We start from the raw sequence: 20183 nt of genomic DNA on the forward strand, positions 1-20183 counted from the left end.
ATATGGACGGAAAGACCCCGTGCACCTTTACTGCACCCTAACATTGGGTTCGAGTAAAGCATGTGTAGGATAGGTGGGAGACTATGAAGCGGCGCCGCTAGGCGTCGTGGAGTCGACGGTGAAATACCACCCTTGCTTTATTTGGATTCTAACCTCGACCCTTGAATCAGGGCCAGGGACAGTGTTAGGCGGGTAGTTTGACTGGGGCGGTCGCCTCCCAAAAAGTAACGGAGGCTCCCAAAGGTTCTCTCAGCATGGTTGGTAATCATGCGTTGAGTGCAAAGGCATAAGAGAGCTTAACTGCGAGACACACAGGTCGAGCAGATGCGAAAGCAGGGCTTAGTGATCCGGTGGTTCCGAGTGGAAGGGCCATCGCTCAAAGGATAAAAGGTACGCCGGGGATAACAGGCTGATCTTGCCCAAGAGTTCATATCGACGGCAAGGTTTGGCACCTCGATGTCGGTTCATCGCATCCTGGGGCTGAAGAAGGTCCCAAGGGTTTGGCTGTTCGCCAATTAAAGCGGTACGTGAACTGGGTTCAGAACGTCGTGAGACAGTTCGGTCCCTATCCTATGCGGGCGCAGGATACTTGAGAAGAGTCGCTTCTAGTACGAGAGGACCGAAGCGAACGTTCCTCTAGTGTACCAGTTGTCACGCCAGTGGCAGCGCTGGGTAGCTATGAACGGATGTGATAAGCACTGAAAGCATCTAAGTGCGAAGCACACTTCAAGATGAGGTATCCCTTCCCGACGAAAGTCGGGTCTGAAGACTCCTCGGAGATTACGAGGTTGATAGGCTGCAGGTGTAAGTCCGGCAACGGATTCAGCCGAGCAGTACTAATAGGTCGTGCGACTTAGCCATTAATTTTATTCCAAGATAGATGTATAAGTTTTCGTTCTCTCCAATCTTTTTTAATGTTTGAAATTTTCTGGTGGTTATAGCTACGGGGAAACACCTCTTCCCATTCCGAACAGAGAAGTTAAGCCCGTAAACGCCGATGGTACTGCACTGGCAACGGTGCGGGAGAGTAGGTAGCTGCCAGGATTATAATTTAAGCCCGATTATACGTCGGGCTTTTTTTATTTTAAAATGTATTTTAATGAAAAATTAAGTAAGGCAACGGCGCGGGAGCCCCGCCGATGGCGGGATGAAATCCGGTAGCTGCCAGGATTATAATTTAAGCCCGATTATAAGTCGGGCTTTTGTATTTTAAAATGTATGTTAATGAAAAATTAAGTAAGGCAACGGTGCGGGAGTCCCGCCGGTGGCGGGATAAAATCCGGTAGCTGCCAGGATTATAATTTAAGCCCGATTATACGTCGGGCTTTTTTATTTTAAAATGTATTTTAATGAAAATTAAGTAAGGCAACGGTGCGGGAGCCCCGCCGATGGCGGGGTAAATCCGGTAGCTGTTAAGTATATAATTTTATTTCTATGAAATTATTCGAGCATGGGAAAAAAGTGATAGATATCAAACTTACTAAAATTGTTAAAAGATAATTGCTGTACTTGGGATTATATTTTTTTTCCGCCCAACTTATCTATTACTGCTTTTGCCAACGTATTCAATTCTTCCGATTTCGCGGAATTGCCGGCATTCGAAATATTAAATTCAATCTTTTTGCCGAAAATTTCTTTAGTCTTTTGCTCTAAATAATTTTTGTGATCATTGATAATATCAAAATCGTCAGGGTGTTCTACTTCCAGAACTATGCGATTGTCGATAAATTCTATGGGATTTGTTTTGTTGAGAAGCGATCCGAAAAAGAGTTTTTCCGATTTTACCTGCTCTACGAATTCGTTCCATTTGGAAATTATTCCTTTTAACTCCTTTTCGTCCTTAGGCGAAGGAGCGACGAATTTTTTTACTTCGGGAACGTTTACTTCTTCCTTGTAAGCGGGTCTTACATTCGATGTTTTCTGCGTTTTATTTTGGATAGGAGAAGAATCAATATTTCTGTTTACCGGAGTTGAAGAAATTTGTTTTATAATATCGCTGATTGTTGCGGTTTTCTCTAAACCGATTAATTGGCACAAAGCAATTTCTATTTTAAGCCGCTGGTCTGTAGCTGACTTGATTTCATATTGAGTTTTATTTATAAATGTTAGTATCCTGAGTAAGTCGCTTTCCGAGAAGCTGTCTTTATACAGGAGATATTTTTCTTTATACAGTTCGGCCGCTTCGACTAGATCGGTCGATTTCCTTAATACTACCGTGAAAATATTTCTGAAATGTTCGTTCAATTCATTCAGAAAATCGATAAAATTCCATCCGTTGTCGTAGATAGTTCGCGTAACTTCGAATGCAGCGTTATAGTCTTTCGAAAGTATAGCGTCGGATATGCGGAAATAAATATCCTGATCGATTAAGTTCAACATTTGAGAGATTTCTTCGGAATTAACCTTTTTTCCGCTATACGAAATTATTTGGTCGAAGAGACTTTCCGCGTCCCTAAGGGCGCCGTCGGCTTTTTTGGCTATTAACGAAAGCGCCGTATCGTCAATTTGAATGCCCTCGGCTTCCGCGATTTTTGAAAGCAGGTCTTTTATCGTATTTAATTCGATTCTTCGAAAATCAAAACGTTGACAACGGGATACAATCGTAAGCGGCACTTTGTGAACGTCCGTGGTGGCAAAAATAAACAGCGTGTGTTCCGGCGGTTCTTCCAACGTTTTCAAAAGGGCGTTAAAAGATTCAGGAGTGAGCATATGAACTTCGTCGATGATATAAACTTTATATTTCCCTTTGGCAGGAGCGTACTTTACGGATTCTCTTAACGATCGTATCTCTTCTATCCTTCTGTTTGAAGCGCCGTCAATTTCGATTACGTCGAGAGACTGGGAGTTGTGAAAAGATTTACACATTTCGCATTCGTTGCACGGTTCGCCGTCTAACGGATTGAGGCAATTTAATACCTTTGCAAGAATTCGAGCCGTAGTGGTTTTTCCTACTCCGCGCGGACCCGCAAAAAGATATGCGTGCGCAATTCTGTTGTTTTTAATGGCATTTTTCAGAGTGGTTGTAATGTGTTCCTGACCTACAACTTCTTCGAATTTCTGAGGTCGCCATTTACGCGCTGTTACTAAAAAATTGCTCATAATATTATATCATTAATCGTTCTAGTTTATCCAAATTTAATTGTTCTGACAAAATTCCGATTAGACGTTCAAGATAAATTTTGTCGGTATTACCGAATGCAGCGGGAATATAACTGTCCAGGTCCAAAACTCCGTATTTTATATCATCTTTGATTATGGGCACAACTATCTCGGATTTTGAACCCGCATCGCAATAAATATGACCGGGAAATTTTTCCACGTCTTCAACCACTATTGTCTCTCCTGTTTCAATCGATTTTCCGCAAACCCCTTTTCCAAAGTTAATTTTTGTGCATGCTGTTTTACCCTGGAACGGCCCCAGATAAAGTATGCCGTCTCTGTTAAAATAAAAACCGACCCAGCTGATTTTATCGAATGTTTGTTTCAGAAGGGCGGTAATGTTCGAAAGATTCGAAAGCAGGGGCAAAGCGTTATCTAAAATGCTTTCCGATTGCTTGATTATCAGTTTATATTTTTCTTCTTCCGGAAGAACTTTGTCTATTTGTTGATACTCAGCCATTATTTCCTACTTTTTTTAGAGGTAGTTTTCTTTTTCCTTGTTCCGGTTATTTTCCCGAAGACATACGGTATGGCGTCTTTTATAGTCTCTATCGGAATAATCTGAAGTCCTTCTTTTACTTCCGGTTTGATTTCGGTTAAATCTTTCTCATTGTCTTTAGGAATAAGAACGATCGACATACCGTTTCTTTGAGCGGCGAGTAATTTTTCGTTCAGTCCGCCTATCGGAATAACTTTTCCTCTCAGTGTAATTTCTCCGGTCATGGCTACGTCGTTCCGGGCAGGTTTACCGCTGAAGACCGAATAAAGAGCCATTGCCATTGTTATGCCCGCTGAAGGACCGTCTTTGGGAATGGCGCCTTCCGGCAGGTGAATGTGAACTTCTTTGCCTTTATGAAAATTGGCAGGAAGACCCAATTCTTTAGCATTCGACCGGAGGTAGCTCAATGCGGCAAGCGCCGATTCTTTCATAACATTACCGATTTGTCCCGTAAGAGTAAGTTTTTCCTGACCGTCCATAACGGTCGCATCGACCTGTAAAATTTCTCCGCCGACGCTTGTCCATGCCAATCCCGTTACGCTTCCGACCCGTAATTCTTTGTCGGCTTTCTTAGGACGGAATCGGGGAACGCCAAGATATTTTTCAATAGTTTCGGGTGTAATCGTAATTTTCAATTTCGGCTTTTTCTTACCGTTTGTTGAAATTACGATTTCGTGCGCCGTTTTTCTGAATACCGACGCAATTTCGCGCTCAAGATTTCTGACTCCCGATTCCCGCGTATATTCGTTGATAATCTTTTTGATCGCTTCGTCCTGAATTTCGATTTTGAATTTATCGAGTCCGTGCGCCTTTAATTGCTTGGGAATAATATGTCTTTTCGCAATTTCAAGTTTTTCAAATTCCAGGTATCCGGGTAATTCTATAATCTCCATACGATCCTGAAGGGGTAACGGAATATTATATCTGACATTTGCCGTAGTAATAAACATTACCTGCGAGAGATCATAATCGACGTCGAGATAATGGTCGTTGAATGAGTGATTTTGTTCGGGATCGAGAACTTCGAGCATAGCCGAAGACGGGTCGCCCCGGAAATCCATGCTCATTTTATCGATTTCGTCAAGCAGCATTACCGGATTAATTGTCTTGGCTTTTTTCATCGACTGAATAATCTTGCCCGGCATGGAGCCGATATATGTTCTGCGATGCCCTCTGATTTCAGCTTCGTCGCGTACTCCGCCAAGTGAAATCCTTACAAAGTTACGTCCAAGCGCTCTTGCGATTGATTTTCCCAATGAAGTTTTTCCAACTCCGGGAGGTCCTACAAAACAAAGTATTTGTCCCCGCATACTTTTGACGAGATTCAGAACGGCAATATGTTCGACAATTCTTTCTTTCGGTTTTTCGAGTCCGTAATGGTCTTCGTCGAGGATTTTTCTGACGTTTTTCACGTCGAGATTGTCGCGCGTTTTTTTGTGCCAGGGCACTGCAATCAGCCAATCGAGGTAGTTTCTAATTACCGTCGCTTCGGGGGAAGACGGAGGCGTCTTCTTTAATTTATTCAATTCGTCTATGGCTTTTTCATAGACGGGTTTGGGCATCTTTGCTTTTTCGATTTGCTCTTTTAATTTGACAAATTCGGGAGCGATTTCCTCTTCGTCTCCCAGTTCTTCCTGCAATATTCTTATCTGTTCCTGTATAATAAATTTGCGCTGTGTCTTGGCAATATTTTCCTGGACTTTATTTTCAATCTCTTTTTCGATTTTAAGAATTTCAATTTCCGAATTGAGTATTCTTATGACTTCATAAAGTTGGTCTTTCAGAGAAAAATGTTGTAGAATTTTTTGTTTTACTTCGATCGATTGATTTATGTTGGCTGCTACGTAGAACAGTTTGCGGTCGGGCTCGTCGATATTTTCGAATGCATTGATGGCTTCTGGCGGAATAGCTTTGTTTATTTTAACATATTCCTTAAACAGGTTCGACATCTGCCTTAAAAGGGCGTTGAGCTCGCGTGGATTTTCCTCGGTTGGCGTAATAACTTCCAATTCCGCTTCGAAAAATTCTTTTCTGTCCGTAAAACGAACTATTCTGCCCTGAATCACTCCGTCGACCAAAATTTTCAGTAAGCCGTTGGGCAATTTCAGGATTTGAATAATTTTTGCTATCGTGCCTTCGGGATAAATATCCTCCGGAGTTGGTTCTTCGATCGACGCCTTTTTTTGAGCGGCAAGGAAAATATACTTGGAGTTTTCGAGCGCAAAATTTGCGGCTTTGATCGATTGTTCTCTTCCTACGAGTACGGGAAAAATCATGTAGGGGAAAACTACTGTATCTCTCAGAGGCAATACCGGTAATTTATTCGGAATGTCCTCAATCATCGAATAATCATTTTCGCTGGCTTTGATTTTTTCTTCCATATAAAACTTTGTTCCTTTGTATTGGTTGAATTAAATATACATAATAATGCGCAGGCTATCAATCAGTATAAAACGCCCGAAGAAATTCAATTTTTGTTCTACAAAAATAGTATTTTTGTGGGACATAATTTTAATCTTTACGGGGCATAAATGCTTGACAAAGTAATTGAAGCGGCGCAAATAGCCGGAGAAATTATCAAAGAAGGTTACAGAAAGAATATTTCCATAGAATATAAAACTAATCTGGCAAATCTCGTCACCGAAATCGATAAAAAATCCGAAGAAGCGATAATTAATTTTATATCGAAAGAATTTCCCGGCCATTCTGTATTGGCTGAGGAAAGCGGCATTAAGGAACGGGATTCGGAGTACAAATGGATTATCGACCCGTTGGACGGCACTACGAATTTCGCGCACGGGCTCCCGATTTTTTCGGTTTCGATTGCCGTACAAAGAAGCGACGAGGTCATTTGCGGAGTAGTCTACGACGTTATGAGAGAAGCGATTTACAGCGCCGAAAAAGGCGGCGGCGCTTTTTGTAACGGCCGTAAATTAAAGGTAAGCCTGAATGACGATTTGAGAAAGAGTCTGCTCGTTACCGGATTTCCGTATAATATTGATGAAAATCCCGGCCATGCAATTGAACGTTTCGTAATTTTCCTGAAAAATTCGAGAGCCGTCAGACGTCTCGGTTCGGCGGCTATCGATCTGTGTTACGTAGCCGAGGGAATTTTCGATGGTTTTTGGGAAGTCTCTTTAAATCCGTGGGATATGGCTGCGGGCAAATTAATCGTCGAAGAAGCCGGCGGAGTGGTCACTAATTTTAATAATGAACCGCTCGATCTTGCCGGGAAACAGATATTGGCTACGAACGGAAAAATTCACGATAAAATGCTAAAATTGCTAAACAGCGTCTGACTCTTGTTATATAAAACTTATTGTTTTAATTTTGCGTTATAAAAAAGAACCGATTCTTGTGAACGGTTACTTTTTTGATTAAATAAATAAAATAAGAATAACAGGACTTGATCCCCGGGACAGGTACCATGAAAATGAAACTCTTTTTCCTTTCCGTATCTAATACTTCACACTCGTCCTTAGATGGAATCCGTCCTGTAAATGAGGCTAATGAAAACCGTATCGGAATTCAGAAAATCTAAATCGAAGGAAAAAATTTCGATTGTTACCTGCTATGACTACTGGTCGGCAAGAATTATCGACGAGTCGGATATCGATGCAGCCCTCGTCGGCGACAGTCTCGCTATGGTAATACACGGCTATGAAACTACCGTTAACGCCGACATAGATTTAATGGCTTTGCATACTTCCGCCGTAAAACGCGGGATTACAAACAAACTTATTATAGCGGACATGCCGTTCCTTGCGCACCGTAGGGGCAAAGATAAATTGATTGAAAATGCGGGGAAATTAATTAAAGCAGGAGCGCAGGCATTAAAAATTGAAGGCGGCGACCAGGATACGATCGATTCAATTCGTTATTTGATCGATTCGGGCATCCCCGTCATGGGACATCTTGGACTGACGCCTCAATCGGTTCACAAGTTCGGCGGATTCAAATTAAGAGGTAAAGAAAAAGAAGAAGCCGATTTTATTATCGAAAGCGCGGGCAAACTGGAAGCCGCAGGATGTTTTGGGATTGTACTCGAAATGGTGCCTTCGCAAATTGCAAAGGAAGTTACGGAACAAATTTCGATTCCTACTATCGGCATAGGCGCAGGTATGTATATGGACGGACAGGTGCTCGTTCTTCATGATATGTTGGGATTTAATAAAGATTTTAGTCCTAAGTTCCTGAGAAAATATATGGATGGTTACAGTTCGATTATGGACGCGGTTAATGCTTATTCACGCGACGTTAAAAACGGAAATTTTCCGAATAAAAACGAGAGTTACTGATGACAAGGATAATTAAAAAAATATCGGAATGGCGAAAAGTAAGAAATGAAACAGAAAACAAATCTATCGGCTTTGTGCCGACAATGGGAGCATTGCATCGGGGTCACGAATCATTAATTGAGAAAAGCGTGTCCGATAACGAGATTACGGTTGTAAGCATTTTCGTCAATCCGACGCAATTTAACGACCCGGATGATTTGCAAAATTATCCCCGCGCTTTTGAAAAAGATTATGAGATTTTGAATTCCCATAACGTCGATTATCTTTTTTTTCCGGACTATGGAGAAATTTATAACGACAATTACAGATATAAACTAAGCGAATCGGAATTTAGTAAAATTTTGTGCGGCAAATTCAGACCGGGACACTTTGACGGAGTATTGACGGTGGTAATGAAACTGTTCAACATTATTAAACCGCACAAAGCCTATTTCGGAGAAAAAGATTATCAACAGCTAAAATTAATCGAAGGAATGTGCAAAGCGTTTTTTATGGATATAGAAATAATTCAGTGTCCCATTGTAAGAGACGTAGACGGACTGGCGTTAAGTTCCAGAAATAAACTGCTCTCGGAAGAGGAGCGTAAATTTGCGCTTAATTTCCCTCGCCTTTTGAAATCGGATAAGTCGAAAGAAGAAATTTTCAGAGAGCTCGAAAATCTCGGCTTCAAAGTGGATTATATCGAAGAAATGGACGGGAGAAGATTGGGAGCCGTTTATGTGGGAAATGTGAGGTTGATCGATAATGTTAAAATCTAAAAAAATTCTCCTCGGAATCACCGGCTCGATTGCGGCTTATAAATCGCTCTATCTGATTTCCAGATTGGTTCAGAACGGGTGCGATGTAAAAGTCGTTACTACAAAGTCGGCTCTTCAATTTGTAGGGAACGCCTCGATTGAAGGCTTAACCGGAAATCGGGTCTATAACGATTTATTCGATCCCGGAACGGTTATGAGCCACATCAATTTGATTAAATGGTGCGATCTTTTCATTATTGCGCCGGCTACGGCAAACGTGATTAATAAGATTGCTTCCGGTATTGCCGACGATTTGCCGACTTCGCTTGCACTGGCAAGAGACAATTCCACGCCTTTCCTTGTGGCTCCGGCGATGAATACGAATATGTATTTCAATCCGGCAACTCAGGCTTCTATAAAAAAATTAATCGAATTCGGCGCAGATGTTTTACCTACCGCGGAAGGTTACCTTGCGTGCGGCGACGAAGGCGCAGGTAAACTGCTTGAACCCGAAATTATTTTTAATGTCGTCAAAGCTAAATTGCTTAAAAAAGAGAAAGCCAAAAGAAAACTAAAAATTCTGATTACTGCCGGGGGCACAAAAGAAAATATCGACGGCGTGCGTTATATTACAAATTTGAGCACAGGAAAAACGGCGTCGGAATTGGCCAATTACTTTTTTGCCAGAGGACACGCTGTCGATTACCTTTCGGCGGAAGATGCAATGCGTCCGGGAATGGTAAACAATATATATCGATTCGCGGATTTCGAAAGCTTGGATAACAGGATGAAATTGTTGCTTGGCAAAAATGATTATGACGTAGTCGTTCATAATGCCGCTGTCAGCGATTTTTCTCCGGCGTTAATGACGGCAGGGAATATTAAGCTCGATTTGCCGTCGAATAAAAAAATCTCTTCCGGCGTTGAAAATGTTTCAATTATTTTAAAAAGAAATCACAAAATATTGGCGCGAATAAGAGAATACAGTTCGAAAAAGGAAATCACGGTTGTCGGGTTTAAGTTTACCAATACGATGAATAAAGAAGAAAGAAAAGAAGCCGTCAAAAAATTGTTAACCGAGAGTAATTGCGACCTTGTTGTACAAAACGACCTGAGCGATCGGACGAACGGCGTTCAGCGGAATTTTTATCTTTACGACAAGAACGGAATCATAAATTCTTCGGAAGATCCGTTTTCGCTCGCAATGCAACTCGAAAATTATTTTGAATCAAATAGACGGGATGAAAAATGATTATCTGTCTTGACGTCGGGAATTCGCACATTTACGGCGGATTATATCGGAATTCCGAATTGGTATTGCAATTCAGGAAAACTTCGCGCGAACGATTCACATCCGATGAGTTCGGTATTTTTTTAAGGAGCGTGCTGAAGGAAAACAATTTCACTCCTGAGGAAGTCAGTGAAATATCCATTTGCAGCGTTGTGCCCGATTTAAATCATTCAATCCGTTCGGCGGCGCTGAAATACTTCAATATAGAGCCGTTCTTTCTGAAGCCGGGAGTGAAAACGGGTTTGAAAATAAAATACAGAAATCCGCTCGAAGTCGGAGCCGACAGAATTGCCAATGCAATTGCGGCTGTCGATAAGTTTCCCGGAAAAAATCTGATCGTAGTCGATTTCGGCACAGCCACAACGTTTTGCGTTATTAGCAAGCAAAAGGAATATCTCGGCGGTATTATTATTCCTGGTGTGAAAATTTCAATGGAAATTCTTGAGAGCTCTACTGCGCAGCTGCCCGCCGTTGAAATAACCGAAGCAGTTGAAGTAGTCGGACGCTCGACTGTCGAGAGTATTCAATCGGGACTCTATTTCGGACAAATCGGAATGGTTAATGAACTGAAAAAAAGAATTACCGAAGAAGCTTTCGGCGAAGACAAGCCGGTTGTTATCGGTACGGGCGGTTTCTCCAGACTGTTCGAATCTGCCGGACTCTTTGACATTATAATTCCTACTCTGGTGCTCGACGGTCTGTTCAAAGCAATTTTAATTAACAGAGAATCAGAAAAATGAAAAGAACGCTATTAAAATCGAAACTTCACAGAGCGGTTGTAACATCAGCCGACCTGAACTACGAGGGATCAATTTCCATCGACAGGGAATTATGCGAGCTGGCGGACATAAAAGAATTTGAGAAAGTCGATATTTATAATATCAATAACGGAGAACGATTTTCTACGTACGTAATCTACGGCGGCAAGGGAGAAATTGGACTCAATGGAGCGGCTGCCAGACTGGCACAACCCGGCGATTTAATTATAATTGCCAGTTACGCCGTTTATGACGAGTCTGAAACCAATAATTTCAAACCGAAAATACTCCTCCTGGACGGCCAAAACCGGGTAAAATAATTTGCAGTAAGATTTTCGTTTTCATATTTTTGTAAGTCAATGTCGAAAAAAATTATCATAGCAATAGACGGTCCTGCTGGCTCGGGTAAATCGACCGCAGCAAAGAACTTAGCCCGTAAGCTCAATTTCACTTATCTTGATACCGGAGCGATGTATCGGGCGATTACTTATTGCGCTTTGCAGCGTGGAATTGCCGACGATTACGACGCCGTTGTCGAAATGACCAGAAATCTGGACTTAAAATTACGTTTTGAAAACGGCGTTACTCGTGTTTTTGTGAACGGGGAAGAAATTACGGATAAAATAAGGACTGCTGAAGTAAATTCGAAAGTGAGCGAAATTAGCGCTATTCCCGGAGTGCGCGAAGAAATGGTAAAACTTCAGCGAGCAATCGGGAAAGATTGTAATTTAATTGCCGAAGGACGAGATATTGCGACTGTGGTTTTTCCCGATGCCGATGTGAAAATATACCTGACGGCTTCTCTGGACGAAAGAGCCAGAAGAAGGTTCAAAGAATATCAGGAAGGTAGTGTAAATATCTCTTTCGACGATGTGAAAGCCAATTTGGCCAAGAGAGACGAAATAGACAGCGGGCGCGACGTGGCGCCTCTTAAAAAAGCCGAAGACGCTCTCGAAATTGACAATACGGGTCTAACTCCCGACGACGATCTGGAACTGCTGATTAAAAAGATTGAAGAAGCTCTCGAAAAAAAAGGAATACAATTAAAAAGTTTGTCGCCATCGTAATTAACTAAATGTGTAACAAATTATTACTGCCGCGGCTTTTTTGATGGCGGGAAGACGCGAGCGGTAAAAAGTAGGAGGACTAATGTCCGATAAACAAGAAAAAGTGCAAAATCAATTAGACAACGTCAAATTTATCAATCCGGAAGAGTATACGGAAGAAGAACTTCAGACACTTACCAAGCTTTATTCCGAGTCTTTCAGAGATATTAAAGAAGACGAAATTATTCAGGGTACAATTGTCGGTATCCACGGCGACAACGTCGTTATCGACGTGGGTTATAAAACCGACGGTACCATTCCGAAATCGGAATTCTCAGCTACCGAAGAAATCAAAATCGGCAATAAAGTCGATATTGTTATTGAAAGCTTTGAAGACGAAGACGGCAATCTCGTATTGAGCAAGAAAAGAGCCGATTTCCTCAAAGTATGGTCGCGCGTTCTTAAAGCTTACGAAAACGACGAAGTCATTCAGGGTAAAATCCTCAAACGCATCAAAGGCGGTATGGTCGTCGATTTAATGGGCATCGAGGCATTTTTGCCCGGTTCTCAAATCGATATCAGACCTGTCAGGGATTTCGATGCCTTTGTAGGTCAAACGATGGATTTCAAAATTGTTAAGGTAAATATCCCGACTGAAAATATCGTAGTATCCCACAAAGTGCTTATCGAGGAAACCATTTCCGATCAACGTAAAGAAATTCTCGACAAACTCGAAAAAGGACAGATACTCGAAGGTATAGTAAAAGCAATTACCGATTTCGGCGTATTCGTAGACCTCGGCGGCGTCGACGGTCTTATTCATATTACAGACCTGAGCTGGGGCAGAATTAATCATCCGAGCGAAGTTGTAAAACTCGACGAAAAAATCAAAGTTGTCGTTACCGACTTCGATAAAGAAAAGAAACGTATTTCGCTCAGTTTGAAACAACTTATGCCGCATCCGTGGGAAAATATCGACGAGAAATACAAAGTGGGCGACAAAGTCTCCGGACGAGTGGTTTCCCTCACCGATTACGGCGCATTCATCGAAATCGAAAAAGGCATCGAAGGCTTGATCCATATTTCCGAAATGAGCTGGACTCAGCATATCAGTCATCCGTCTCAGTTCGTTTCGATGGGACAAATTGTCGAAGCCGTTATTCTGAGCCTCGATAAAGACGAGAAGAAAATTTCTCTCGGTATGAAACAATTGACTCCCGATCCGTGGCAGGATATCGTTAAGAAATATCCCGTCGGTTCGCGCCACACCGGCATTGCAAGAAACCTCACTAATTTCGGCGTTTTCGTCGAACTCGAACCCGGCGTAGACGGTCTGATTCATATTTCCGATTTGTCGTGGACGAAGAAAATTCGTCACCCCGGAGAAGTCGTTAAAAAAGGCGAAAGCATCGAAGTTGTTGTGCTGAGCGTCGATACCGAACAGCGTAAAATATCTCTCGGACATAAGCAAATCAATCCGAATCCGTGGGATAATTTCGAATCGGTTTATGCCGCTGGCACAAAGACGGAAGGCAAAGTGGTTCGTATTATCGAAAAAGGTCTGATTGCCGAGTTGCCTCTCGGAGTCGACGGTTTTATCCCCGCAACTCAGTTGTCGCCTTCGAAAATAAAAAATCTGTCTTACTGTTTCCCTGTGGGAACGACTCTCGAACTAAAAGTCGTTGAGTTCGACAAGGAAAACAAGAAAATAGTATTGAGCGCTCTCGCGGTATTGAAAGAAAAATCCGACGAGGAGATCGCTGAATATATTACTACGCATAAACTGGATAAAGTTACGGTAGACGATATCAAGCAGGCTGACGCCGGTAAGTTCGATTCTTCGGATTTCAATTTATATGAAGATAGAATGCCGCCGCAGATGCCTCAAGCGTCTCAGCAGGAATCCGATAAAGCTGAAGAAAAATCTGAATAAGCATATTGATAAATTGATTTCCGGGCTGTGCTTATTTTATATAAGTACAGCCTTTTTTGTAAATTATATTTAACGTTATTCAAAAAGAAAGAAGTTGCCATGTCGAAAGTGGCTTTTTATACATTGGGTTGTAAATTGAACTTTGCCGAAACATCAACAATCGGCGATAAATTTCTAGACCGCGGATACGAAATTGTCGGTTTCAACGATTCGGCCGACGTCTATGTCGTAAATACGTGTTCCGTCACCGACGGAGCGGAAAAGGAATGCAGACAAATAGTACGGCGCGCATTGAGAGTTAATCCAGACGCATTCGTAATAGTTACGGGATGCTACGCTCAATTGCGCCCTGAAGAGATTGCCAAAATTGACGGCGTAGGCGCCGTGCTGGGGAGCAAAGAAAAATTTAACCTTTTCGATTACCTGAAGAATTTCAAAAAAGATATTAAACCGGAAATTTATGTTTCTCCCACGGAAGAGCTCGATTCTTTTCACTCGTCGTATTCGACAGAAGCCGATTCGAGAACTCGGGCGTTCTTTAAGGTTCAGGACGGCTGCGATTATAAATGTTCGTTTTGCACTATACCGCTGGCCAGAGGCAGGAGTCGCAGCGCAAATCCGGAAGAAGTGATTTCCGAATTCAAAAGTCTGGTCGAAAACGGATATAAAGAAATTATTCTAACCGGCGTTAATGTGGGCGATTACGGAAAGAATCTCGATTATAATCTTTACAAACTTTTAAATGATTTGCTGAAGACCGAAGGAGATTTTAGAATAAGAATAAGCTCTATCGAGCCGAACCTTTTGACGGATGAAATAATCGATTTGGTCGCTGCGGAAGATCGGCTTTGCAAACATTTTCACATTCCTCTGCAAAGCGGAAGCCCGAAAATTCTCCGGCTTATGCAAAGGAGATATAAAACGGAAGATTATTTCAGACTGATACATAAAATAGTAAATCGTATACCTGACGCGGGAATAGGCGTGGATGTAATCGTAGGCTTTCCCGGCGAAACCGACGAAGATTTTCTGGACACATATAATTTTCTTAAAGATTTGCCGGTTTCATATCTCCATGTATTCACATATTCGGAGAGACCCAACACCAAAGCCGAAAAAATGCCTGAACACGTTACGCATGAGATAAGAAAGAAACGCAACAACATGCTCAGAATATTAAGCGAGAAAAAGAGAAATGAGTTTTATCGGAAGATGATGGGGAAAGAACTAACGGTTTTATTTGAAAGCGAAAATAATAATGGCTTTATTAAAGGATTTTCCTCAAATTACGTACGTGTTAAAATTCCTTTTGACGAAAATTTAATCAATCAATTTGTAAAAGTAAAAATTAAGGAGATTGATGGGAACATTGTTACGGGTGAGTATTCTTTAATAGTTAATTCATTCAAAACAAAGGCAGGTTAAAAATGAAAAGAATATTTTTGTTGCTGATGTTCTCGTCAATGATTGCGGCGCAAACTTCGGGCAGCCTTCTCGAAATTAAATATGCCGGCAGCAATCGACAACTTGTTACGGAAAGATACAACCCGGTTACGATGAATGTAGCTCAATCAAAAAAGAACGCCGGACTGGCAATCCTCTATTCGATGATTCTGCCCGGTATGGGCGAGCTCTATGCCGGAGATTACGGCAGCGGCATCTACTTTACAGCGGCGGATGCGGCGCTCTGGGGAGTTTATGCAGGTTACTCTATTTACGGCAAATGGAAAGAAGACGATTACAAAGCTTTTGCCGTTTCCAACGGAGGGATTTCAACGGACGGAAAAGACGACAGTTATTACGCTTCAATTGGCATCTATATGAACATTGAAGAATATAACAGGATACAGGAACTGAACCGCAGTTTTGCGTATGTTTACGATACCGATACGCATTATTGGAGATGGAATAATAACGAAGACAGGCGTAAATACAGAGAATTATGGAAATCGAGCGAACAGGCGTATAATAATTTGCGGTTTGCAGTGGGAGCGCTCATCCTCAATAGGATTATTAGCGCCATCAACGCCGTGCGTCTGGTGGCAATTCATAACAGAAATTTGAACGAATCGTTGGGCTGGAACATTTCCTTTGAAGTAGTAAACAATGCCGATTTGCCTTCCACCTTTAAATTAAACTTTGTAAAAAGCTTCTAAAAAAAGAGGCGGATGTAAGTCCGCCTCTCTTTATAAAATTATTCTGGAAGATTGGGATTTCTTACCCTTTCATTTTCTGTAATCGGCAGATACTGCCATTTGCCGGGCATATGGAATATATTAAATCTTCTTTGGTCGGGTAGTCTCATTCCCTGGCAGAAAAGTTCTTTGTCCCTTTCTTCGACAATTGAGGGCGATGAAGAGTCGAGACTTATATCGGTGATTGTCGAAACAGAATGCGATTCCCTTACTTCGTTAACAAGAGCGACCGCATCGCCGGCCATTGCGCCTCTGAGGATTAATTCGGCTTTCATTAAGTTGTTTTCCTGCCATGTCATTACGGGAATGCTCGATACCAAACCGGTTACGTCCAGTTTGTATTTGTATTGATAGTAGTATGTTACGCCGTCTCCGCCTTTGCGTGTTTTAAGAGGAAGACGGTTAGCTTCGGACGGATCCTGGTTTATATATTCGGGAAAACGAAAATCTACTACAAATTGAGAACGTAATTCCCCGGCTTGCACTCTGTAATTATTATCGCTTAGAGTGCTGTATTTTGCTTCGAGAGGTGAGTCGCCGTTAATAAGTCCTTGTTGCGCATAAGTGGCTGCATTCGCATAATCGCCTTTGAACAGGTAACATCGGGCAATCAAAGAGTTGACAAGGCGTGTTTCGTAGTCTCCAGGAGCGTAGGTCAAAGCTGTCTTAAAACGCTCTACGGCTAAATCGTACATCTGATTCGAAGGAATAAACGGTCCTACGTTTATAACTCCGCCTCCTTGCGTTTCGGTCAGACCGAAGTAAGTAGCAAGATAATACCTTGCTATTCCTCCGTATAGATAGGCATTATAATAACCTTCTTTTTGCAAGTCGGTATCTTCGAACGATATTTTATCCAAACGCGCAATAAGCGTATCGGCATACTTACGGAATCTCTGCAATGGATTAAATGCGTTGTCTATGGAGTTGTTGTCCAGAAGTATATCGCCTATGTCAATTTGTTCGTAAGTAGGATAAGTGGCATTCGGAACGTTTCTGGTAAAGAAAAGCTGATCCGAAAGTCCGTCTGCGGCAATGAACAAATCGTCGGTTGCAAGAGCGAATTCATCCTGAATACCGATAATCAGAAACGGAACTTCGGATTCCCGAGTTAACACCTCGTCTTCAACCGCATCGACAAGGGGGTCTACGTTCGATACGTAATCTTCGCACGATATAAACAGAGTCGTGATAGCGAAGAAAAGCAATAATGATATATATTTTCTTTTCATATTAAATTCTCCCTTTTTATAATCCGAGTTGTACCCAGAATGTATAAGTTCTTGGATTTTGCAATGTCAGGAAGTCGCTGCCTCGGCTAAGACTTCTGCCGCCGTCGAAGTTAAGTTCGTAGTCGGCGCCGCTGTATTTAGTCAGTTTGAGAAGATTGCGTACGGAAAATCCTACCACAACTCTCTGCAGATATGAAGAGGTTTGGAGGTACTGACCGAACAGCTCGGTAAAGTCGTAACTCAAACTTACTTCTCTGATCGTGAAATAATCGGCGTCTTCAATAAAATTGCCGTCGTAGGCTGTGTTGAGTTTAGCATATTGTTCGGCAGCTGCTTTGTATTCGGGAGAACCAACTTCCAGAGGAGATACTTCGTCATGAGACGAGGAAAGTCCCAACTTAGCTCTCAGTATTTCATACTCCGTATCGTTCCGGAATTGAATTGCGAATTGTCTCGTAAGATTATATACCTTGTTATTAAGTCCCCATTCGGCTAAAGCGTACAAATTGAAATTCTTCAGAAAGCGGAAATTAAAGCTGATAGAGCCGGTGTGATCGGGAATCGGGTTGCCGAGGTCTACTCGACCGTCGGAAACCTGAGGACCTAAATATTTACCGCTTTCGTCAAAACGGGCGCCGACTGTTTTGTATGTATAGAACTCGTGTTTTTTCATCCCTTCTTTAATGTAATTCACGTCGAAACCGTCGGGGATTTCCTGTCCGTCCATATCCGTTACTTCGTTCGTTTGATAATTCCAGATTATATTGACGTCCAGGTTATAATCCCTGCCTTTAATCGGGTTGATTTGCAGTAATGTTTCGAATCCGTGATTCTTCATTGCGCCGATATTAAAAGGCACCGTGCTGGCTGTAAGGCCGGATGAAGGCGGATTAGTTTTGTAAATTATTGAATTCTTTGCGCTGCCGTTATAATATGTGAACTCGAGAGCGAACATATTTAAGAATTCCGAATCGAAACCAACTTCGAATTCCTTAATTCTTTCCGGCTCAATTCCTGCGTTACCTATCGAACTCAAAACGCCGCCAATGCCGGCTCCGCCGTTATATGCCTGCCAGAGTAACGGTATGGCATCGTCTGTTCCGGGAAGCTGACCGCTTTCGCCGTAAGCGGCTCTTATCTTAAATAAGCTGAAGAATTTCGGGAAGAAATCGTATTTATCCATTCTTACGGCAAGGCTTGCTTTGGGATAAGTTATAGCAGGAGCGTTTTCTCCGATTGTGCTTGCATAATCCCTTCGTATGGCTAGCGTTAAGAAGTATTGGTCTTTATACGAGAAATTGTTGTCCAAATAAATACCTGCCTGACGAGTGTGGCTGAATCCCTCGTCGTACTCATTGATTGTAAGGCCGGAGCCGATGTTCATAATAAATTGACTTCCAAAATTTTCGGCTGACATAAAGCTTGTCGTAAGTTTACGGTCGAGAATTTGAGTTCCTATTACAGAAGATCCTCTCAGGTCCTTCGTTATGTCATAATTATATCGAGCGTTTAAATCATATGTATATTGACGATTGTGTCTGTTGTAAATGCTTTTTTGTCCTTTGTTTATGGTCGAATATCTACCGGTAACGGGGAATATTTGATCTTGACGCCAGTCATTGTCGTCAATTCCCACGCCGGCATTTAATTCGAGTTCCTCAATCGGTTTCCATGTGATTTTGAAAGATCCTAAGTACTGGTTATTCTTATTCAGGTCTTTAATGCCGGCTACCGAAGCGCTATCCGTGAAATACCAAAGTCGAAGTAATGTATTACCCAGCCATCCGTATATGTTGTTGTCGTTATTAGGACGTTGAATATTATTGAAAATGAACGCCGAAGTAAATTGGAATGTCAGGTTCTCGGTCGGATAAGCCGAAAGATTTAATCTGACCGATGATCTGTCCATCGACGAATTCGGGAGAATACCGTTTTCTAGACGATTTTCATACGAAGCGTAATAACGGAGAATTCCCGTGCCGCCCGAGAAATTAACATAATGATTTCTTATTAAACCGTCCTGATAAATGCCGTTTGCGCCGTCAGCGCTTTCAAAACGGTCCTTTTTGAATTTGTATGCCTGAGTATTGTATCCGTAATCGTATTTATAAGACACAGAATATGGTCTCAATCCTGCGCCCAATTTCCCCGATTTAGTCGTAATCAAAACAACGCCGTTTGAACCGTCCGTGCCGTACATAGCCGCAGCGGCAGGTCCTTTAAGCACTTCAATATTTTCAATATCCTGAACGTTCAGATTTGCGAGAATGCTCGAGCCCTGACCGCCGACGCCGTAACCCTCGATCTCAGCGTCTTCAACGCGTATACCGTCGATGTAAATTACGGGTTGTTCATCGCCGTTCAGTCCGCCGCCGCCTCTTACGAAGAAACGGAAACCACCTCCGACGTTGCCGGATGACGGGGCTACCTGCACACCGGAAATTTTACCCGACACCAATTGCGATAAACCCTGATAACTTTGTATCTCTGCTAATTGCGCGGCGGGAACTCTCGAAACTGCTACTTCCGCCACGGATTTGGAAGTTTTGGACGCGATGCCCGTTACAACTACAGTCTCGCTTTCGAATACGTCTTCTTCCAATTCAAAATCCTGCTGAATTGAATTGCCCGTAAGCGTTAATGTTACGCTTTGGGATTTATATCCGACATACGTAACATTGAGCACCACTTGTTGTCCCTGCGCGACATCTTTCGAAAGTTCGATAACATATTTCCCTGCCATATCCGTAGCTGCGCCGGTATTAAAAGCAGGGATGTAGACGTTTGCGCCGATTAACGGTTCCCCGTATGTATCGGTTACCGTTCCCATTATTCTAAATGTGTTTTGAGCCATCAGGCCAAAGGGAAGCATAAAGATTAATAATAATAGAAGTGGTATTTTCTTTTTCATACACACCCCTCATTTTGTTGGTGAATATATTTATTATTTATTGTGTAGAACCCTATTCAATAATATAAAAGCCATAGCCCAAATTTTTTTTACAATTTAGCGTTAATAACAAAAAAAAACAATA

The 20183-nt window shown here is 42.1% G+C and carries 15 protein-coding genes and 2 rRNA genes (1 of these 17 running past the window's edge); 12 read left to right on the top strand and 5 right to left on the bottom strand.

The annotated features are described in order from the left end of the window. Positions 1 to 861: ribosomal RNA gene (locus ACOYVE_RS08250) — 23S ribosomal RNA — on the top strand; it begins 2156 nt to the left of the window's first position. Positions 862 to 927: 66 nt separating this feature from the next. Continuing rightward, positions 928 to 1044 (top strand): 5S ribosomal RNA (rrf, locus tag ACOYVE_RS08255). A 471-nt stretch (positions 1045 to 1515) separates the two neighbouring features. On the opposite strand, the gene dnaX is transcribed toward rrf, so the two are convergent. From dnaX to lon, 3 genes are read right to left on the bottom strand one after another with little or no spacing between them, the layout of a single operon-like run. Further along, a complete protein-coding gene (dnaX, locus tag ACOYVE_RS08260) occupies positions 1516 to 3099 on the bottom strand; it encodes a DNA polymerase III subunit gamma/tau (RefSeq protein WP_014856456.1) in 1584 nt (527 codons plus the stop codon). Between the two features lie 4 nt (positions 3100 to 3103). Next, the gene (locus ACOYVE_RS08265; protein ID WP_014856457.1) at positions 3104 to 3619 is read right to left on the bottom strand and encodes a GAF domain-containing protein; all 516 of its coding nucleotides are present in this window, start codon (positions 3617 to 3619) and stop codon (positions 3104 to 3106) included. Continuing rightward, positions 3619 to 6039: an endopeptidase La gene (gene lon, locus ACOYVE_RS08270; protein WP_014856458.1), complete on the bottom strand. Its 2421-nt coding sequence runs from the start codon at positions 6037 to 6039 to the stop codon at positions 3619 to 3621. The genes ACOYVE_RS08265 and lon overlap by 1 nt, the downstream gene beginning before the upstream one ends. Before the next feature lie 150 nt (positions 6040 to 6189). Between lon and ACOYVE_RS08275 the strand changes: the two genes are divergently transcribed. From ACOYVE_RS08275 to ACOYVE_RS08320, 10 genes are all read left to right on the top strand, one after another. Further along, the gene (locus ACOYVE_RS08275) at positions 6190 to 6957 is read left to right on the top strand and encodes an inositol monophosphatase family protein (protein ID WP_014856459.1); all 768 of its coding nucleotides are present in this window, start codon (positions 6190 to 6192) and stop codon (positions 6955 to 6957) included. A gap of 210 nt (positions 6958 to 7167) precedes the next feature. Next, positions 7168 to 7956: a 3-methyl-2-oxobutanoate hydroxymethyltransferase gene (gene panB / locus ACOYVE_RS08280; protein WP_014856460.1), complete on the top strand. Its 789-nt coding sequence runs from the start codon at positions 7168 to 7170 to the stop codon at positions 7954 to 7956. Beyond that, on the top strand, positions 7956 to 8714 hold the full coding sequence (panC, locus tag ACOYVE_RS08285) for a pantoate--beta-alanine ligase (RefSeq protein ID WP_014856461.1): 759 nt from the start codon (positions 7956 to 7958) through the stop codon (positions 8712 to 8714). The genes panB and panC overlap by 1 nt, the downstream gene beginning before the upstream one ends. Continuing rightward, positions 8701 to 9945, top strand: a complete 1245-nt coding sequence (coaBC, locus tag ACOYVE_RS08290; protein WP_014856462.1) for a bifunctional phosphopantothenoylcysteine decarboxylase/phosphopantothenate--cysteine ligase CoaBC — start codon at positions 8701 to 8703, stop codon at positions 9943 to 9945. The genes panC and coaBC overlap by 14 nt, the downstream gene beginning before the upstream one ends. Beyond that, a complete protein-coding gene (locus ACOYVE_RS08295; protein ID WP_014856463.1) occupies positions 9942 to 10724 on the top strand; it encodes a type III pantothenate kinase in 783 nt (260 codons plus the stop codon). The genes coaBC and ACOYVE_RS08295 overlap by 4 nt, the downstream gene beginning before the upstream one ends. Further along, positions 10721 to 11062: an aspartate 1-decarboxylase gene (gene panD / locus ACOYVE_RS08300; RefSeq protein WP_014856464.1), complete on the top strand. Its 342-nt coding sequence runs from the start codon at positions 10721 to 10723 to the stop codon at positions 11060 to 11062. Before ACOYVE_RS08295 ends, panD begins: the two co-directional genes overlap by 4 nt. A 39-nt stretch (positions 11063 to 11101) precedes the next feature. Then, positions 11102 to 11809, top strand: a complete 708-nt coding sequence (gene cmk, locus ACOYVE_RS08305) for a (d)CMP kinase (RefSeq protein ID WP_422881515.1) — start codon at positions 11102 to 11104, stop codon at positions 11807 to 11809. 82 nt (positions 11810 to 11891) lie between these two features. Further along, entirely contained in the window at positions 11892 to 13721 is a 1830-nt protein-coding gene (rpsA, locus tag ACOYVE_RS08310; protein WP_422881517.1) for a 30S ribosomal protein S1, read from the top strand. Between the two features lie 99 nt (positions 13722 to 13820). Continuing rightward, positions 13821 to 15146, top strand: coding sequence for a tRNA (N(6)-L-threonylcarbamoyladenosine(37)-C(2))-methylthiotransferase MtaB (gene mtaB, locus ACOYVE_RS08315; RefSeq protein WP_422881519.1), 1326 nt, complete (start codon positions 13821 to 13823; stop codon positions 15144 to 15146). Between the two features lie 2 nt (positions 15147 to 15148). Next, positions 15149 to 15877 (top strand): hypothetical protein, encoded by a 729-nt coding sequence (locus ACOYVE_RS08320; RefSeq protein WP_422881520.1) that lies wholly within the window; start codon positions 15149 to 15151, stop codon positions 15875 to 15877. 38 nt (positions 15878 to 15915) lie between these two features. On the opposite strand, the gene ACOYVE_RS08325 is transcribed toward ACOYVE_RS08320, so the two are convergent. Continuing rightward, positions 15916 to 17148 (bottom strand): hypothetical protein, encoded by a 1233-nt coding sequence (locus ACOYVE_RS08325; protein WP_014856469.1) that lies wholly within the window; start codon positions 17146 to 17148, stop codon positions 15916 to 15918. Between the two features lie 16 nt (positions 17149 to 17164). Beyond that, positions 17165 to 20059 (bottom strand): TonB-dependent receptor domain-containing protein, encoded by a 2895-nt coding sequence (locus ACOYVE_RS08330; RefSeq protein ID WP_422881522.1) that lies wholly within the window; start codon positions 20057 to 20059, stop codon positions 17165 to 17167. Between the last annotated feature and the right edge of the window lie 124 nt (positions 20060 to 20183).

The sequence above is a fragment of the Melioribacter sp. genome (genome assembly GCF_049325435.1).
Taxonomy (GTDB): Bacteria; Bacteroidota; Ignavibacteria; order Ignavibacteriales; family Melioribacteraceae; genus Melioribacter; species Melioribacter roseus.

Bases quoted from the DNA above. Each gene is read 5' to 3' on its own strand.
- dnaX (WP_014856456.1), bottom strand. From the start codon at position 3,099: ATGAGCAATTTTTTAGTAACAGCGCGTAAATGGCGACCTCAGAAATTC.
- ACOYVE_RS08265 (WP_014856457.1), bottom strand. From the start codon at position 3,619: ATGGCTGAGTATCAACAAATAGACAAAGTTCTTCCGGAAGAAGAAAAA.
- lon (WP_014856458.1), bottom strand. From the start codon at position 6,039: ATGGAAGAAAAAATCAAAGCCAGCGAAAATGATTATTCGATGATTGAG.
- ACOYVE_RS08275 (WP_014856459.1), top strand. From the start codon at position 6,190: ATGCTTGACAAAGTAATTGAAGCGGCGCAAATAGCCGGAGAAATTATC.
- panB (WP_014856460.1), top strand. From the start codon at position 7,168: ATGAAAACCGTATCGGAATTCAGAAAATCTAAATCGAAGGAAAAAATT.
- panC (WP_014856461.1), top strand. From the start codon at position 7,956: ATGACAAGGATAATTAAAAAAATATCGGAATGGCGAAAAGTAAGAAAT.
- coaBC (WP_014856462.1), top strand. From the start codon at position 8,701: ATGTTAAAATCTAAAAAAATTCTCCTCGGAATCACCGGCTCGATTGCG.
- ACOYVE_RS08295 (WP_014856463.1), top strand. From the start codon at position 9,942: ATGATTATCTGTCTTGACGTCGGGAATTCGCACATTTACGGCGGATTA.
- panD (WP_014856464.1), top strand. From the start codon at position 10,721: ATGAAAAGAACGCTATTAAAATCGAAACTTCACAGAGCGGTTGTAACA.
- cmk (WP_422881515.1), top strand. From the start codon at position 11,102: ATGTCGAAAAAAATTATCATAGCAATAGACGGTCCTGCTGGCTCGGGT.
- rpsA (WP_422881517.1), top strand. From the start codon at position 11,892: ATGTCCGATAAACAAGAAAAAGTGCAAAATCAATTAGACAACGTCAAA.
- mtaB (WP_422881519.1), top strand. From the start codon at position 13,821: ATGTCGAAAGTGGCTTTTTATACATTGGGTTGTAAATTGAACTTTGCC.
- ACOYVE_RS08320 (WP_422881520.1), top strand. From the start codon at position 15,149: ATGAAAAGAATATTTTTGTTGCTGATGTTCTCGTCAATGATTGCGGCG.
- ACOYVE_RS08325 (WP_014856469.1), bottom strand. From the start codon at position 17,148: ATGAAAAGAAAATATATATCATTATTGCTTTTCTTCGCTATCACGACT.
- ACOYVE_RS08330 (WP_422881522.1), bottom strand. From the start codon at position 20,059: ATGAAAAAGAAAATACCACTTCTATTATTATTAATCTTTATGCTTCCC.